A 15780-nucleotide genomic window follows, 5' to 3' on the forward strand; every position below is an offset into this window, starting at 1 on the left:
TCTTTGTATGTCCTCCAGTCTTTGAAAAGACTACCAAGAATTATTGTGAAAAAATTGTTCTAAAAGGAATTGTTTCATTTTGTCCAAGAAAGATATAGTTATAAAACCAAAGACTTATAATAAATAGTATAATAAGCATTCCTAAGAAGTACTCGATTTCATTTTTTTTCAAATACTTATAGTAATAAGGTACAATCAAAACTACCGCTATAAAAAAAGGATCAGCTACCCTATTAAGATGATCGGCACCAAAATACCCTACAAACTTTATCAGCACCCCAACTAAAAGAAAAAAGAAATAGAATCTAAATCGTTCATCATTTTTTACTAGTCGTTTATAAAATAAGATTCCTGGGATGATAAGAGGAGCGTTAAATGCTATTAGACCTAACCCTAAACCACCTACACTTTGGTCAGGAAGATATTTTGAGTAATAAGAAAAATCTGTAAAAATATTTAAAAGAAAGTCTAATATCACTCCGTAGTTAAAAATCAATACTACCGTTATAAGATACACTGCTATTCTGAAGATACGATTTTTATCCCCTAGCACATTATATATGTAATAAAATGGTAAAAGGACTAGTGAGCTAAAGTGCATACTTGTAGCTAGTATCGTGTATAAAAAAAACTTCCAAAATTTTTTTTCTACTATAAATGTTAAGCTGTATAACGATATTGCTATTGCTAACCCTTGCCTAACACCATTTAAAGAATCGTGATAAAAAAAGAGTAAAAAGACAAAAATCCCTAGTCCTATACTGATACTATTTCTATTTTTATATAAAGTTAAATATATAAATGCCATAGTCAAGAAAGATACTATAAAGAATAAAAAATGTACATCCCCACCTAATTTAGCTATTAGGACATTTAAAAAGTTAAACCCAAATTCAGTTCTAACAGGATTTCCTGCTTCTAAATTTGAAAAAATTCTCAAATAAGAAAAATAATCAGTCCCTACATCATACCTAATGCCGGCAAACAGAGAAGGCGTTAACAAAGTTAAAAAAGCAAAAGTAAAGCGCAGTATTTTACCTTTGAAACGTATTGAAAGTTCAGCTGATATAGCAGTTATCAAAAAGATTGAAAAATAAAGTAAAAATGAAGTGACCAACTTAATAACCCCTCCTCAGTAGTCATTTACCTATCTAAATGTCAAATAGATATCTATTTAAAGTCTTGAAGCAGAGTTTCATAAAGGTCGTAATATTGTTGCGTGATTTTGCTTAAAGAATATGACTCAATCGCTTTCTTTTGAGCATTAGCAGCTAGATATAAACGTTTATCTTTATCGATAATTAAATCAGTAAGTTTTTCTGTGAGTTTATTATAATCGCCTACCGAAAATAAAACTCCATTAAAACCATCCTTAATGATCTCATTATTGCCACTAATGTCTGATGCTAATAGTGCTTTTCCACTAATTGCACCTTCCAAAAGTACATTGGGTAGGCCCTCAGAATAAGAAGGTAAAACAAGAATGTCTGACAATTTTATATAATCTTCTATATTATCGACACTTCCCTGATACTTAACTTTTTTATTCGATCTTTTTTTATTTATAGTTTCTAATAGGTCTGAGAAGTAGTTTTCATTTTCATACATTGGCCCACAAAGAAGCAGTAAAATCTCATCTGACATATTAATGTTATCATAAGCTTTAAGTAAGTCATAAATCCCCTTCCTCTTTGAAATTGAACCAGAAAACAGAATGACAGTTGCTGAGGTACTAATAGAATTAACTTTCCTTAATGATAACTTTTCAGATTCCCCTGCTACCGTAAAACGATTTTCGTCAACAGCATTTGGAAGTGCTATTATTTTATGGTCTGGTACGTTACGGCTTCTCAATCTTGTTTTTATATCTTTACTTATAGCTATATACTTATCGGCACTAGTAATTATAGGATATCTGATTTTTCTTAATGCTTTTTTTATAGGGTTTGCTGAAACTATTTCTCTATCACTGAGTTCATTCTCTACAATTTTTACAATCACAGGATTCTTTATAATTTTACTAGCCAAAATAGTAGCAATTGCTTCTGGTCCTGCTTTAATACCATGTATTATATCGGCTTGATTCTTTTTAAGTATAACTCCTATAAAGGTGCTTAAAGCAAAGGAATAAAATCCTAGTGAGGGGTGTAGCTTCGTTAATCGTTTGCTTCCCATACGGCGTATATTTAATCTTTCTTTATACTCATCCTCAATATTTGGAAATTTCCCACTAATAATTTCAAATTCAATATCTTTGTTAGTATCTATCATTTTATTAATTATGGTCTGTAATTGTTTTCCGTACCCTGAGTATGCAGGCGGATATTTATAGCAAACAATTAAAATTTTCATGTCTAAACTTCTCCTCAAAGATAAAATTTCCAATTACGGGTGATATAATTTTAGTAAATCAAAGAAATCTTATACCTAATAGCGTCTTAAAAGATTAGACTTATGAACTGAATAAAACTAGTTACATATTTAGGTTTTTAATTCTTAGAAATTATATCTTATACAATTAGATGAATATGATTATAAATTATATAGAGACTTAACTTTCATCTCTTTATGAAATTACAATTTTTTCTTAATTAATTTTCTTAGCTTTTTAGGTAGAAAGCCATAAAAAAACTTAATATATATATATATACATAATAAACTGGAGGAAGATTCAAAAATTTAATTTTGTTTTTGTTTAATTCGAGGGCGCTTGCTAAATACTTAACTCGATTACCTGCTTCAAATGATTGATTAGAATGCATTCTTTTAGTGGCCAATTTCATTGGAATTAAAGCTATTTTATATCCTTTGAAAGAAAATCTATTAAAGAGTTCTGCATCAAACTGTATGCTTCTAGACTCATCATATTTTCCAATGTTGATCAAGTCACTTTTCTTGAACATAACTGAACTATGATTAATTGCTTCTTTACGAAAAGGTTTATTTCTCGTAGTAGTAATATCTACTGCTTCTAAACTTATACTATTTGAATTATATAATTCCCAGCTTACCTTTTCATCCTCAACAATATAAATAGATTGTGTGACTGATAAAGAGTATTCCCTATTATCGTCCAAGAATTTTTTTTGAAATTGGGCTCTTTGTGGATGAGAAGGGTCATCAACATCAATATTTGCTATATACTTTCCACTAGTATTTTCTATAGCTAAATTAAGAGCTTTTCCTCTCCCTATTCCCCCAGTTGTGATTAACTTTATTCTATTATCATTCTCGCATATACTTTTTACAACTTCTATTGTGTTATCAGTTGAACCATCATCAACAATAATATACTCCCACTTACCAAGGGTTTGCTTCTGAACACTTTCAATAGTCTCTTTAATAAAGACTTCTGCATTTTTGACAGTTGTAATAAAAGAAACCTCAATTTTCATAATACTACTCCTTACTATCTTTTTGCTGACTAGGCAATACGATGTCTGCTAATTCCTATAGCTTCTCCATTATTAGACTTTTAAAGTCGTACGTGAATTTTATAAATATTATAAAATGACTTTTAAACTCATTAATAAGTATTTTGTTTGAAGGTCATCGATTATTTTGATGAAAGTTCAATATGTTCCCCCAATTTATAATCCATTTCCTCAAGCGGGAATACTTTTCATCCACCTGAAGGATAAAGTGTCATTTCTCCAAAATAGATTTTGCCTTCAATATTATAAAAATCATTTATTGTGATTCTTGAAAAATTATACTTCTCTTGAGGATTTATCTCTTTAACCCTTATTAATGCTCCTACCTCATCAGCTATAATTTTATATCTCGCCGATTGTAAAAATAAGCTAGACACATAAAGAAAGCCACTCGTGATACACTCAAAATGTATTTCCGACCAAAGAAATCATAGGAGTGATCACGAATGACCTACACCCATCTTAGCACGGATGAACTTGTAATTATAGAATCTTATTTCCATCAGAATGCCTCTGTATCAAAGATTTCAGAACAGATTGGCCGAGCACGTCAGACCGTCCACAATGTGGTCACTTTCCTGAAAGACGGTCACACCGCATTGGATTTCTATAAGCGCTACAAGGCAAACAAGCAGCGTTGCGGTCGAAAACAGACGGTGCTGTCGAATGATCAACGCGCATATGTGGCAGAAAAGGTCGCGCAAGGATGGACGCCGGATGTGATTGTCGGTCGCCGTGAACGGCCGATCAACTGCTCCAGCCGCACATTGTACCGCATGTTCAAGCGCAAAGACTTTGATGTTTCCACCTTGCCGATGAAAGGAAAGCGAAAACCCAACGGCCATAAGGAACGCCGTGGGAGACAGGCTTTCAGACGGAAACTCTCTGACAGAAAGACGGACTACCCAGCATTCAAAGAAGAATTTGGACATCTGGAAGGCGATACCATTGTCGGCATCCATCATAAAAGTGCCGTTGTGACACTTGTAGAACGGCTGTCGAAAGTGATCATTACCCTCAAGCCCGAGGGCCGGACTGCAAAGGATATTGAAACAGTCATCAACGCATGGTTCCATCAGATCCCCAGAAATGTGTTCAAATCCATTACTTTCGACTGTGGCAAGGAATTCTCAAATTGGCAGTCAATGAGCAACCGAAATGATATTGATATTTACTTTGCCGACCCGGGCACGCCTTCCCAAAGAGGATTGAATGAACATTCCAATGGACTGCTTCGGAAAGACGGCCTGCCCAAGCATATGGATTTCAACACAGTGGATCAGAGGATGGTTGCTTCAGTAGCCTCCAAGAGAAACCACATACCCAGAAAGTCTTTGAACTACCAGACACCGCTGGAAGCATTTATGAGTTACATGAATGTAGGCAGGCTGTCTAGCTTATTTTGACAAACGAAGTCTATTAAACAAATTATTATTATGAGCAAGCCCATAATAATTGCTCTCACTGTCTTTCCTTAAAGGCCCATCATGCACAAATAATACTTTCATAAAATTCATATGCCTCCCTTCTAATTATTTAAAATAAATTGTTCTCCTAATATATAGTCAAACTCATCAGGCACGAAAAGCTGATAACCTGAGTTATCGTAAAACGTAAATTCACCAAAGTATATTTCTCCCTCCAAGTTATATAAATCCACCCGAACGTGTGGAAAATCTTTCGATAGAGTTCTGCAAATTTCTACCATTTTATCAAATTTTTTTGGCTCCGGTAAGTTTCTCTCTATTCCCTTTACCCCATCCGTAAGATAAGGGAGTTTTTTAAATTCTAAATCATAAAAGCTATTGTTAGTTACATTATTTAAATTTTCGATTAAAGATATTTTTATAAATTGAGGCTCTCCATTAAAGCAATAAAACTTATAGTCAATTAGACCTTCCTCAGATTCCATGAATTTCTCAATTATTATTTTAGGTTCTATATTATAATATGCCCATTCTCTTCCTGCTTTTACAGTACGATTTTTCAACCAGCTATTTATAATATTTTTTGTTTCTTCTATATTTAAGTTTTGTTTAGACTTACACAATATGTTAGTACCACTTCCGTTGTTGAGCTTTATTACAAATCGATTGGGAAGCTTATCGAAGTCTATTTCATCTGCATTATTATAAATCCCGTATAAAGGTATGAGTATTTCTTCTAAATTTTTACTCTTTATATAATTACGAGCTTGGGCTTTGTCCGCTAACCTTGTCATCATTTCTTCTCGACAGTACAATTTATAATATTGTATTTTTTCAGTAAATCTTTCTGGTTTTTTCAACCTAAGTTTTCTTCCTGTCTTAAGATAATACTGAAGTTTAATCATTATCTTATCAGGTATATATTCCGTAGATTTTAAAATCTTCAATCTTACATCTTGGTTCGGTATTATTTTTTTATAATTCATTTTAGACACCTCTAAACTTTATCTACTTCTTTAAGATATGCATCCACTACAATCCCTCTATCAAATTCTTTTTCAACTTTTCTCCTACCTTCTGTACCCATTTGCTTTTTAAGTTTATGATCTAATTCTAGAAATTTCTCTATAGCTTTTATAAGAGCTTGGCTATTTTTTTGCTCTACCATATAGCCATTTTTCCCTTCTTCTACAACTTCGCGACAACCACTTCGATTAGTAGTAATAATAGGCCTGCCACTTGCTGCACTTTCAAGCAGTACATTGGATAGACCCTCTGGATAATATGTTGGATGAATAGTACAATGACTTCTTTTTAAAATCTCACTTACGTTTCTGACCATTCCATGATAATAAATAATCCCTTGCTCATGAAGCTCATTTAATTGGTCTTCATATGCCTCTTCACAAAATCCACACACGTGAAATAATGTGTTTGGATACTTATCTTTTATATATTGAGCAGCTTCTAAATACTGCTCAATACCTTTTTCTTTCATAATTCTAGAGATAAAAACAAATTCTGTTGTTTTATCATGAGGATACTCTAGTACATCAAAACGATTTAAGTTTACTCCTGAGCCGGGTAGTAACTTATGTTTATCTACTGCAATATTATAATTATTAAAGAACTCCATATTTTCAGTGTTTTGGAAGAATACACAATTCACTTTTTTAAAAGCCATTTTATAGAGGCGGATAGATATTCTCTGCATTATACTTTTGTTTTCGACTGCTGTACCTAAACCTGTAATATTAGCTATTAAAGGAACATTCAATAACCTACATGCTATACCACCGTATATATTGGGCTTGATAGTAAAAGAAAGAACTACATCTGGTTTAGTCCGCTTTATTGTTTTTATATAATAAGACAATAGTTTTAGTTCTTCTACAACATTTGTTCCGTGGCGATTTATGGTTAAGTCCACATGTTTACAACCTAATGCACTCAGTTCCTCTATTTTTTCACCAGCTGGACTAGAGATATAAACTTCATATTCCTTTTCAATAAGACGCTCTACAATTTCCAACCTGAAATTGTAAATAACCACCTCATGGTTAACTAAGATAAGTACCCTTTTCATTACTTAATTCTCCCTAACTCTGTCGCTTCAATAGTTTCTTTAAAATCATGAACTCTGTATTCCTTTTTATAAGTACTGATATCATCGCTGTAAACCAAATTACCGAAGACTTTATTTATAATCCCTATTTTCCCCACAAGAAGCTTTATTAATGGATTGAATACTTTTGTCAACTTTAACTTTTTGTTATGAGTTTCAGCGATTATTTTAACCATTTCGCTTGTCTTTACATAATCACTATTCTGCGGAAAGAAAGTCCCGCTTTCTTCATTATCGATCATCAGCTTAATAAATTCACTAAGGTTATCTATATGAAGAATACTTCGCTGATTATCGATATCAGGAAATATCGGAAGTTTTTGAGCTGCTTTGGAAAGTTTAGGATAATTACCTTTCGAACCTTTTCCATAAATCATCGGAGGCCTAATTATTACAACGTTGAAATCCTTAGATTCCAAAGGCTTGATGCCTTCCTCAGCCTGAAGCTTACTCTCCCCATAAAAGCTGCTAGGTTTCGGTTCCGTCTTCCTATCAATGATGCTTTTTTCACTCGTACTGTCTCCATAAACTATAATACTACTCATAAAGATGAACTGCTTAACTCCATCACGTTTGGCTTTTTCTGCAGCCTCAATCGTAAGGTCACGATTTACTTTGTAATATTCTTCTTCCATATTCGGATCAGAAGAAACATGCGCTATTCCAGCGACGTGAAAAACTACATCGTAATCCGAGAATCTTTTTGTTTTCCAAGAATTGTCTCTTAGACTGATGGTATCAATGCAGTAGTCGTCAGGATATCTTGCTAACCAACTCGATAAACTATTTCCAATATAACTGTTAGTTCCCGTTACTAATATTTTTTTCATTGAGAATAATTCTCCTTTTGAGAACTTTTTCTTCCACCTTCAACGACACCATCACTTTTTACAACACTTATTAAAGTAGCAAAGAAACATTTTGTATCCATTATAGGGCCCATATTCTCAACATATTCCCCATCTAATTTAGCTTTTATTTCAATAGGCGTTTCATCCCTCCCATTAATCTGTGCCCAGCCTGTCAGTCCTGTTGGAACATCATTAGCCTTATATTTATCACGTTCTGCTATAAGATCATATTGGTTCCACAAGGCTGGCCTTGGACCAATGATGCTCATTTCCCCCTTTAGAATATTAATGACTTGCGGGAGTTCATCCAAACTTGTTTTTCTAAGAATTTTACCGCTTTTTGTAATGAACGCATCCGGGTCTTCAAAGAGGTGGGTCGGCATATCATCAGGTGTATCTATTCTCATTGTTCGGAATTTCAATATATTGAAGTGTTTTTTATTCCTCCCGATTCGTTTTTGTTTAAACAGCACAGGTCCTTTTGAATCAATTTTTATCACTATCGCTATCAAAAGGAACAAAGGCCATAGCACCAACATAGCTAGAAGAGACAGACTGAAATCTATTAGTCTTTTTATTTTCAAATACATCTTCGTAACGCTCCTCATAAAAGATATTTAGTCTCTTATTACTTAACTATTTGTGTAAAGCGGTTATTGTTAAACCGCTTATTAACCCAATAAAATTTATCTAATCTAATGAGTCTACGTACTTCATCCTAAAGGTTAAAACAAAGAAAAAATTGTAACTTAATTTTTTGTATACTCTTTTCGATTCACAAAGTCTAGCAACAGTTCTTTGATATTATTGTTATTTTCTAATTGTTTAATCGTCTTTTCAATTTCAATAATAGGATAAGACACTGTTTTACCTCTATAAATTTTTGTATATACTTGGTTTGGATGTATTTCATCTTCACTTAAAAGTTCTTCGAATAGTTTCTCTCCCGGTCTAACACCACTAAACTTTATTCCTATTTCATCTTCTTTATAACCGCTTAATTTAATCATATTTCTAGCTAAATTCACTATTTTTACTGGTTCTCCCATATCAAGCACAAATACTTCTCCCCCTTCTGCTATTGCACCTGCTTGGATTACAAGTCTAGAAGCCTCGGGTATGGTCATAAAATACCTAGTCATTCGTTCATCCGTAACGGTAATCGGGCCTCCAGCTTCTATCTGTTTTCTGAATTTAGGTATTACAGAGCCTCGACTGCCTAAGACGTTACCAAATCTTACAGCTACCAGAGTAGTTTCTTTACAATTTTGATTCAACCCTTGCACCACCATTTCAGCAACCCGTTTTGAGGCTCCCATTACATTCGGTGGATTTACTGCTTTATCAGTAGATATCAATACAAACTTTTCAGTTTTATATTCACATGCGGCTTCTGCTGTGTTTTTTGTACCTATTATATTATTCTTTACAGCTTCTTTAGGATTATATTCCATCAACGGCACATGTTTGTGCGCAGCAGCATGATAAACAATATTCGGTTTATACGTTTCAAACACTTCAAACATTCTTTGACGATCCTGAACATCTGCAATGATTGGGATGTATTCTATATTGTTGTTTCTTCCAGTCATTTCTTCTAAAATCGTATAGATACTGTTCTCGCCGTGACCAAGCAGCACGATTTCCCTCGGCTGGAACTTGGTAATTTGTCTGACTATTTCTGATCCGATACTGCCTCCAGCACCTGTAACAAGTATTGTACGATCTCTCACCTGCTCTTCGATACCTGCTGTATCAAGTTTTACAGGCTCACGTCCCAACAAGTCTTCTACTTCCACTTTCTTGAGTGCGTTTACTTCCACTTTCCCAGACATCACATCATCGATATTTGGCATAATCATGACTTCTACACTTTCATGATTAGACAGTTCATAAATTTCATTCAGTTCTGTTTTGCTTAACGATGGAATTGCTATGACGACTTTCCGAATGTCATACTTTTTTATAAGCTTTTCTATATCTTCTCTTTTGCCCTCTACCCTGACACCACCAGCAAGTTCCATTCTTTGCTTAGTAGAATCATCATCTACCGCCACTACAGGCAGCATGTTCATTGCAGGAGTGTCCAACATCTGCTTAATCAGTATTGAACCACCCTTTCCAGCTCCCACAATTAAAGTGCGGAGTTTTTCCTGGTCTGAAGATTGTTTTCCTATTAAGTGATGCCGTGCAACACGCCATGACAATCTTGAGCCGCCAATCAATATAAGGTGCATCATCCAGGTAATGATCATCAACCTTGTAAATGTTGTCTGGAACAACAAGATGTTCAATATGTAAGTTGTGATAATCGATGCGGTAACTGCTTGGGCGATGGACATCAATTCTCTGACGCTCGCATACTCCCAAGCGCGGTGATAAAGGTTAAATACGTATGCAAAGACATGGTGACTGATCAAGAGGATGATTGAAGTGGTAATAAGGACTGGCATCGTATACTGGAGGAAGAATGGTGCCAATATGTAATAGCCGATGAATACTGAAAATGTCACAATCAATGAGTCAATGATAAGGAGAAGTATATACCGTTCTTTTGCACCCATAAATCACACGCTTCTTTCCAATTAAAATAATCCTAAAAACTTCTTCTTTTTTCTTTTCTTACTGCTTTTATAATGTGTTTCTATCTTAGATGGCCGCTTCACCTTCACTTCTTTTCCACGCAATACGGCTTCAGCATTGTGTTTCAAATCTTCCACATAGATGGATCCGAGTTCCTTCTCCACTACATCATATGCTTCCTTCAACATGAAAGGTCTCAGTTCTGCATGATGCGCATCACTGGCGATGAGATGTACCAGATGCGCCTCGATCATCTTTAAGCTTGTTTCTTTTAGGTTCTCTCCAAGCTCTCCAGCAACCGATCCAGCAGTTACTTGCGCCACTGCACCCTTCTCCACATACTCATGAAGCTTATCCGGATCCTTGATTATTGGCTTGCATCTTTCCGGGTGTGCTATTAGTGGTGTATAGCCGCTCATCTGCATGTCATAGAACATGGGACATGCATAGCTCGGCACTTCATTAAAAGAAAACTCAACCAGCACGTACTGCGATTGGTTGAGCGGGATGCCTGAACCGGACTTCAACTCTTCGACGAAGTTCCCATTCATTCTGATCTCCTGTCCGGGATGTACGTTGATGTCCAATTGATGTTGTAAAATGATCTGGTCGAGTTCGTCCAATTTTTCTAAAATCTTACTTCCGGGATTAACGAAATCCCCACTATAGTGATGTGGGGTCGCAATGATATCCGTTATGCCATTGTCGATTGCCTGTTTAAGAAGCAATACCGCTTCCTCTTCTGTCTGTGGCCCATCGTCCACCCCTATGAGTACATGGTTATGGATATCTATCATTTTCATTCGCTCCCGTAATAATAATAGTAGTCGTCCTTCTTAGTATTCATCTTCTTGTTGTTCATGACGACGCCGAGAATGTTCGCATCGGCCTTATCCAATAGATCCTTCGCTTCCCTTAATTTATCCCGGTTGTTTTCGGCTACGTTGGTGACGAGCACTGTGCCATCTGTAATCTTGCTGAGTACCTGAGCATCGGTCACCGCGAGCAGTGGCGGCGAATCGATGATGACCATGTCGTAATGCATCGAGAATGTCTTCAGCAAGTGTGTCATCTTGTTGGATGACAGGAGCTCTGACGGGTTTGGAGGAATCGGCCCGGATGAAACGATATCAAGGTTCTCTATTTCCGTTTCCCTGACGACATTCTCTACAGGCACATCATTGACGATGACTGTGGATAGGCCCCGCTGATTGGTGACCTCAAATGTATAGTGCGTCGTCGGGCGCCTCATGTCAGCATCCATCAGCAGTGTCTTCTTGCCGGACTGGGCATAGGCGACAGCGAGGTTCGCTGCGGTAGTAGACTTACCTGCACCTGGTGTCGCAGAGGTGACGAGAACAGTTTTTATTTCAGTATCGATATTCGAATACATGATGTTCGTCCGGACAGTCCGGAATTGTTCACTGACTGGGGATTTAGGTTGTCTTTTCACGATGAGTTCCCTCGGGCCGGATACATAACTATGGGATCTTTTTTTACCAAACATGATCAGTTTCCTTTCTGGCTCTCGAATTTTGCGATGGTACCGAGTACCGGCAGTTCAAGGTGTTTCTGGATTTCTTCATCGGTTGTAACCCGCTTGTCTAGGAATGCCCTGAGGAATGCGATACCGAGTCCAAGCAGTCCACCGAGGATCATACCGATGGCGATGTTGATGAGCGGCTGTGGAGATACAGGTGATGGCTCTTCTCCGACATCTGCCGGAGCGAGAATGGAGACGTTATCGACGTTCATCACTTCCTGCACGCGCTCCTGGAACACATCGGCGATTTCATTGGCGATGGTTTCAGCATCTTGCGGATTTTCATTGGTGACCGTCACTGTCACGACCTGGGACTGGTCCTGGTTATTCACTGTAATCTGGTTGGCAAGTGCCGCTGTATCCTGTTCCAGATCAAGGTTGCTTACAACATCATCGAGCACTGTCGGGCTCTTTATGATGTCCCTATATGTATTGATCAGCTGAAGGCTGGCCTGAATATCCTGATTGTTGACGGCTTCCGATTCCTGAGATTGACTGACGAGGATCTGTGTGTTGGCTTCATATTGCGGGGTCATGAGAAATGCGGTGGCGAATGCAGCGGCTGCACCAAAGAGCAGTACAAGGGCGATGATCATCGCCAGGTTCTTCTTGATCACTTCAAGAATGTCTTCCAAATTCAATGTTTCTTCCATGTTGGCCTCCATATTTATATGTAGAAATGTTATATATGTTTACAGTTTATTACTATATCAGATTAAGGTGGATTTTTGCACAGTATTTCGGGAATTTATCAATGAAAGCGCTTTTTATGAATATTCTATTTATTGATGGTTCCTCCCATAATTATGAGAAATATTTCACTATTTCCTTGCCTAATTCGCAGAATATTGTTTATATTTTAATATAACGTCTATATAACTAAAGTCAAAAACCAAATACGGAGGAGATTTTTTGAGTTATCGACGAGAATCAATGATGATTGGATTTGCCTACACGGGGGTCATTGTAGGGGCCGGGTTTTCCACAGGCCAAGAAATACTCCAGTTCTTCACGAACTATGGGACATGGAGCTATGCTGCAATCATCCTCTCGGCACTGATCATCATGTTTGTCGGCCGGCAAGCGGCTAAACTTGGCTATCGATTGAAGGCGGATTCCCATGAGGAGCCGATCAACACAATGTTTGGAGATATGATTGGAAAGGCAATCGATTACATACTTGTCTTTTTTCTATATGGCATCGCAGTGATCATGCTCGCAGGGGCAGGCTCTGCATTCTACGAAAGTTTCGGCGTGGCCCCATGGCTCGGTTCGCTGATCATGATGGTGGCGGTGTTCGTCACCCTGCTGCTCGACTTCAATAAGATCGTCGCGGTTCTTGGTGCAGTGACGCCATTTCTGGTGGCATTCGTACTCATCATCGCAGCGTTCAATGTATTCAACCCGGTTGTGCCGCTCGGTGAAGTGAACCAGTACGCACAGATCGACCGTACACCATCCGGCCACTGGTGGTGGGACGCAATTACTTACAGCGGTCTTGTACTCGCGACCGCATTCAGCTTCCTGTCCATCATGGGCTCTGAGGCATCGAAGCATAAGGCTGCGAGGCGCGGAGCCTTGGTGGGCGGCATCATCATCATGCTCTTGATGCTGCTGATCAACGGCGGCATGCTTGCGAACCTCAATACCGCCAACGAGGCGGCACTGCCTACCCTGCTGCTCGCAGAGGGCGTGCACCCGGCGCTGAGTGTGGGACTGTCGGTTGTCATGCTGCTGGTCATCTATAATACGGCAGTCGGGCTGATGTACCCGTTCCTGACACGCTTTGCCACCGCGTATTCCGGCAAGTATAAGATCATGCTTGCTGTGGGGCTGCTGTTCGGCTACGCCTTGAGCTTTGTCGGATTCGTGGATCTGGTCAACATATTCTATCCAATCTTCGGATACATCGGCCTGTTCATCGCAGGCGGCCTCACCATCCGCTGGGTGGCGAACAAATTTTCAAAGAAAAGGCTCGTATAGATTCATGCCGGCAGGATCTCCTGCCGGTTTTTTATTTGGTGAACAGTGGTAAAGATGAGTATTACGCGATTGGAGGTCATACAGATGAAACTGAAGGCTTTGATACTCAATACGACATTGAAATACGGTGAGGATCCATCCAATACGGAAGTGTTGGCACGTGAAGTGATGGACATCTATGAGGACCATGGGGTGGAGACGGAAGTCGTGCGCCTCAATGACTACAACATCCGCTACGGCATTTCCGACGACATGGGAGACGGAGATGAATTCCCTCAAATACTCGAGAAGGTCAAGGCGGCGGACATCGTCCTCATCGGTACACCGCTCTGGCTCGGTGAGAAGAGCAGCATTGCGACACTGGCCATAGAGCGTCTGTACGGGAGCTCTTCACTTACGAACGACAAGGGCCAATCAATCTTCTACAACAAGGTCGGCGGAGTGGTTGTGACGGGAAATGAAGACGGTGCGAAGCATGCGGCACAGTCGATCCTCTACGGCCTCTCCCACATCGGTTTCACCATCCCGCCGAACGTCGATACGTATTGGGTCGGAGATGCAGGGCCGGGGCCATCGTATATGGACACGGACCGCGACAACGAGTTCACGAAACAGCATGTAAAGATGCTCGCCTACAACACGATGCATCTGGCCAAGATGTTCAGGGAACATCCGATACCGGCAGAAGGCAATACGATGGAATAGAGTATTTAATTTGAAAGAATTCGAGTTTCAGCTATCATTGAAGTAACACACTATAGGAGGATGCGTTATGCAACTTACAGTATATTTAGCAGGACAGATTCATGACGACTGGCGTGAGGAAGTAAAGCAGATTGCGGATGAGAAGGATTTGCCACTCGACTTCGTCGGCCCGCAGACGAACCATGACCGTTCGGATAATATCGGAGAAGACATTTTGGGCGAACAGCCGAGCGGCTTCTTCAAGGATGATGCCGCTTCTGCAGTGAACAACCTCCGCACGCAGGTGCTGATGCAGAAGTCGGATGTCGTGATTGCGCTCTTCGGTGAGAAGTACAAGCAGTGGAATACGGCGATGGATGCAAGTGCTGCTGTGACGCTCGGCAAGCCACTCATCATCGTACGCCCTGAAGAACTGATCCATCCGCTGAAAGAGTTGTCCAACAAGGCGAACATCACGGTGGAGACGGTCGAGCAGGCGCTTGATGTCCTCGCCTACATCTACGAGTAGATGCAGATATTCAGAGTAAGTCCAGATCATGAAGTGAGTGCAAGGTATCTCGACAACCGGCGATTAAGCAAGCAGGTTCTGGAGCTCTATCAGATCCTGCGGGTCAATTTGAGCCTGGTCGGGGTGTTGGACACAAACACACGTTATCAGCACCACCCGATCATGAAGCATGTGTATAATGCCGGGAACCCGTACATTACAGATACCTACCGCCTGCTTGAAGAGTGCGACCTGGAGCATCAGCGGCGGGGTGGCAAGCGGAGTCCGGATTTCAGGGAAGACCTCGAATCACTGAAGAGGTTGATCGAGGGTCATCTGGATGATGACCTGTGGAACCATGACCCGCTTCCCCCACTCTATGTATTCGGGGACGATCGTGTATATGGTGATTCGGCATATGACCTATATGTATCACTCCTCCACGACAAATGGACGGCGGATACCATCGCCCCGCGGTGCGGGACGGGACTGAAGAAATGATGTTGATGTGAAAGGATTGGTTCGAAATGCCCTTTTTGGGTATTCTCGGACCTTTTTCTATTTTGCTCATTTCTATATTATAATGGAAGAAAGCATAGTGACTGATATACTGGATGATGCAACGACAATGCCAATATATGG

The 15780-nt window shown here is 39.1% G+C and carries 17 protein-coding genes; 5 read left to right on the forward strand and 12 right to left on the reverse strand.

The annotated features are described in order from the left end of the window. Nucleotides 1-40: 40 nt before the first annotated feature. From EDC33_RS05080 to EDC33_RS12630, 4 genes are all read right to left on the reverse strand, one after another. Nucleotides 41-1117 carry an EpsG family protein gene (locus EDC33_RS05080; RefSeq protein WP_170156355.1) on the reverse strand — a complete coding sequence of 359 codons (1077 nt, stop codon included), beginning with the start codon at nucleotides 1115-1117 and terminating at the stop codon, nucleotides 41-43. A 53-nt stretch (nucleotides 1118-1170) separates the two neighbouring features. Next, nucleotides 1171-2352 (reverse strand): glycosyltransferase family 4 protein, encoded by a 1182-nt coding sequence (locus EDC33_RS05085; protein WP_124010397.1) that lies wholly within the window; start codon nucleotides 2350-2352, stop codon nucleotides 1171-1173. Between the two features lie 248 nt (nucleotides 2353-2600). After that, entirely contained in the window at nucleotides 2601-3395 is a 795-nt protein-coding gene (locus EDC33_RS05090; RefSeq protein ID WP_124010398.1) for a glycosyltransferase family 2 protein, read from the reverse strand. Nucleotides 3396-3622: 227 nt separating this feature from the next. Beyond that, nucleotides 3623-3811, reverse strand: a complete 189-nt coding sequence (locus EDC33_RS12630; protein WP_124010399.1) for a hypothetical protein — start codon at nucleotides 3809-3811, stop codon at nucleotides 3623-3625. A 69-nt stretch (nucleotides 3812-3880) separates the two neighbouring features. Here EDC33_RS12630 and EDC33_RS05100 point away from each other — a divergent pair, with 69 nt between their 5' ends. Further along, a complete protein-coding gene (locus tag EDC33_RS05100; protein ID WP_124010400.1) occupies nucleotides 3881-4840 on the forward strand; it encodes an IS30 family transposase in 960 nt (319 codons plus the stop codon). 122 nt (nucleotides 4841-4962) lie between these two features. Here EDC33_RS05100 and EDC33_RS05105 read toward each other — a convergent pair whose 3' ends face one another. From EDC33_RS05105 to EDC33_RS05140, 8 genes are all read right to left on the reverse strand, one after another. Then, nucleotides 4963-5847 (reverse strand): ATP-grasp fold amidoligase family protein, encoded by an 885-nt coding sequence (locus EDC33_RS05105; protein ID WP_124010401.1) that lies wholly within the window; start codon nucleotides 5845-5847, stop codon nucleotides 4963-4965. Between the two features lie 11 nt (nucleotides 5848-5858). Further along, the gene (locus EDC33_RS05110) at nucleotides 5859-6947 is read right to left on the reverse strand and encodes a glycosyltransferase family 4 protein (RefSeq protein WP_124010402.1); all 1089 of its coding nucleotides are present in this window, start codon (nucleotides 6945-6947) and stop codon (nucleotides 5859-5861) included. Next, nucleotides 6947-7816, reverse strand: coding sequence for an NAD-dependent epimerase/dehydratase family protein (locus EDC33_RS05115; RefSeq protein WP_124010403.1), 870 nt, complete (start codon nucleotides 7814-7816; stop codon nucleotides 6947-6949). The genes EDC33_RS05110 and EDC33_RS05115 overlap by 1 nt, the downstream gene beginning before the upstream one ends. Then, nucleotides 7813-8427: a sugar transferase gene (locus EDC33_RS05120; RefSeq protein WP_124010404.1), complete on the reverse strand. Its 615-nt coding sequence runs from the start codon at nucleotides 8425-8427 to the stop codon at nucleotides 7813-7815. Before EDC33_RS05120 ends, EDC33_RS05115 begins: the two co-directional genes overlap by 4 nt. 159 nt (nucleotides 8428-8586) lie before the next feature. Then, nucleotides 8587-10401: a polysaccharide biosynthesis protein gene (locus tag EDC33_RS05125; protein ID WP_124010405.1), complete on the reverse strand. Its 1815-nt coding sequence runs from the start codon at nucleotides 10399-10401 to the stop codon at nucleotides 8587-8589. Between the two features lie 21 nt (nucleotides 10402-10422). Next, a complete protein-coding gene (locus EDC33_RS05130) occupies nucleotides 10423-11217 on the reverse strand; it encodes a tyrosine-protein phosphatase (protein WP_124010406.1) in 795 nt (264 codons plus the stop codon). Between the two features lie 2 nt (nucleotides 11218-11219). Continuing rightward, nucleotides 11220-11927 (reverse strand): CpsD/CapB family tyrosine-protein kinase, encoded by a 708-nt coding sequence (locus EDC33_RS05135; RefSeq protein WP_124010407.1) that lies wholly within the window; start codon nucleotides 11925-11927, stop codon nucleotides 11220-11222. Nucleotides 11928-11929: 2 nt separating this feature from the next. Continuing rightward, nucleotides 11930-12616, reverse strand: coding sequence for a YveK family protein (locus EDC33_RS05140; protein WP_124010408.1), 687 nt, complete (start codon nucleotides 12614-12616; stop codon nucleotides 11930-11932). Between the two features lie 280 nt (nucleotides 12617-12896). On the opposite strand from EDC33_RS05140, the gene EDC33_RS05145 reads away from it, so the two are divergent. The 4 genes from EDC33_RS05145 (at nucleotide 12897) to EDC33_RS05160 (ending at nucleotide 15639) form a co-directional block, all read left to right on the forward strand. Beyond that, nucleotides 12897-13946, forward strand: a complete 1050-nt coding sequence (locus EDC33_RS05145; RefSeq protein ID WP_124010409.1) for a YkvI family membrane protein — start codon at nucleotides 12897-12899, stop codon at nucleotides 13944-13946. A gap of 84 nt (nucleotides 13947-14030) precedes the next feature. After that, on the forward strand, nucleotides 14031-14651 hold the full coding sequence (locus EDC33_RS05150; RefSeq protein WP_124010410.1) for a flavodoxin family protein: 621 nt from the start codon (nucleotides 14031-14033) through the stop codon (nucleotides 14649-14651). Nucleotides 14652-14718: 67 nt separating this feature from the next. Then, nucleotides 14719-15159, forward strand: a complete 441-nt coding sequence (locus tag EDC33_RS05155) for a YtoQ family protein (protein WP_124010411.1) — start codon at nucleotides 14719-14721, stop codon at nucleotides 15157-15159. After that, on the forward strand, nucleotides 15160-15639 hold the full coding sequence (locus EDC33_RS05160) for a pyrimidine dimer DNA glycosylase/endonuclease V (protein WP_124010412.1): 480 nt from the start codon (nucleotides 15160-15162) through the stop codon (nucleotides 15637-15639). Nucleotides 15640-15780 lie beyond the last annotated feature (141 nt).

This window comes from Salinicoccus roseus (assembly GCF_003814515.1).
In the GTDB taxonomy this organism is placed as follows: domain Bacteria; phylum Bacillota; class Bacilli; order Staphylococcales; family Salinicoccaceae; genus Salinicoccus; species Salinicoccus roseus.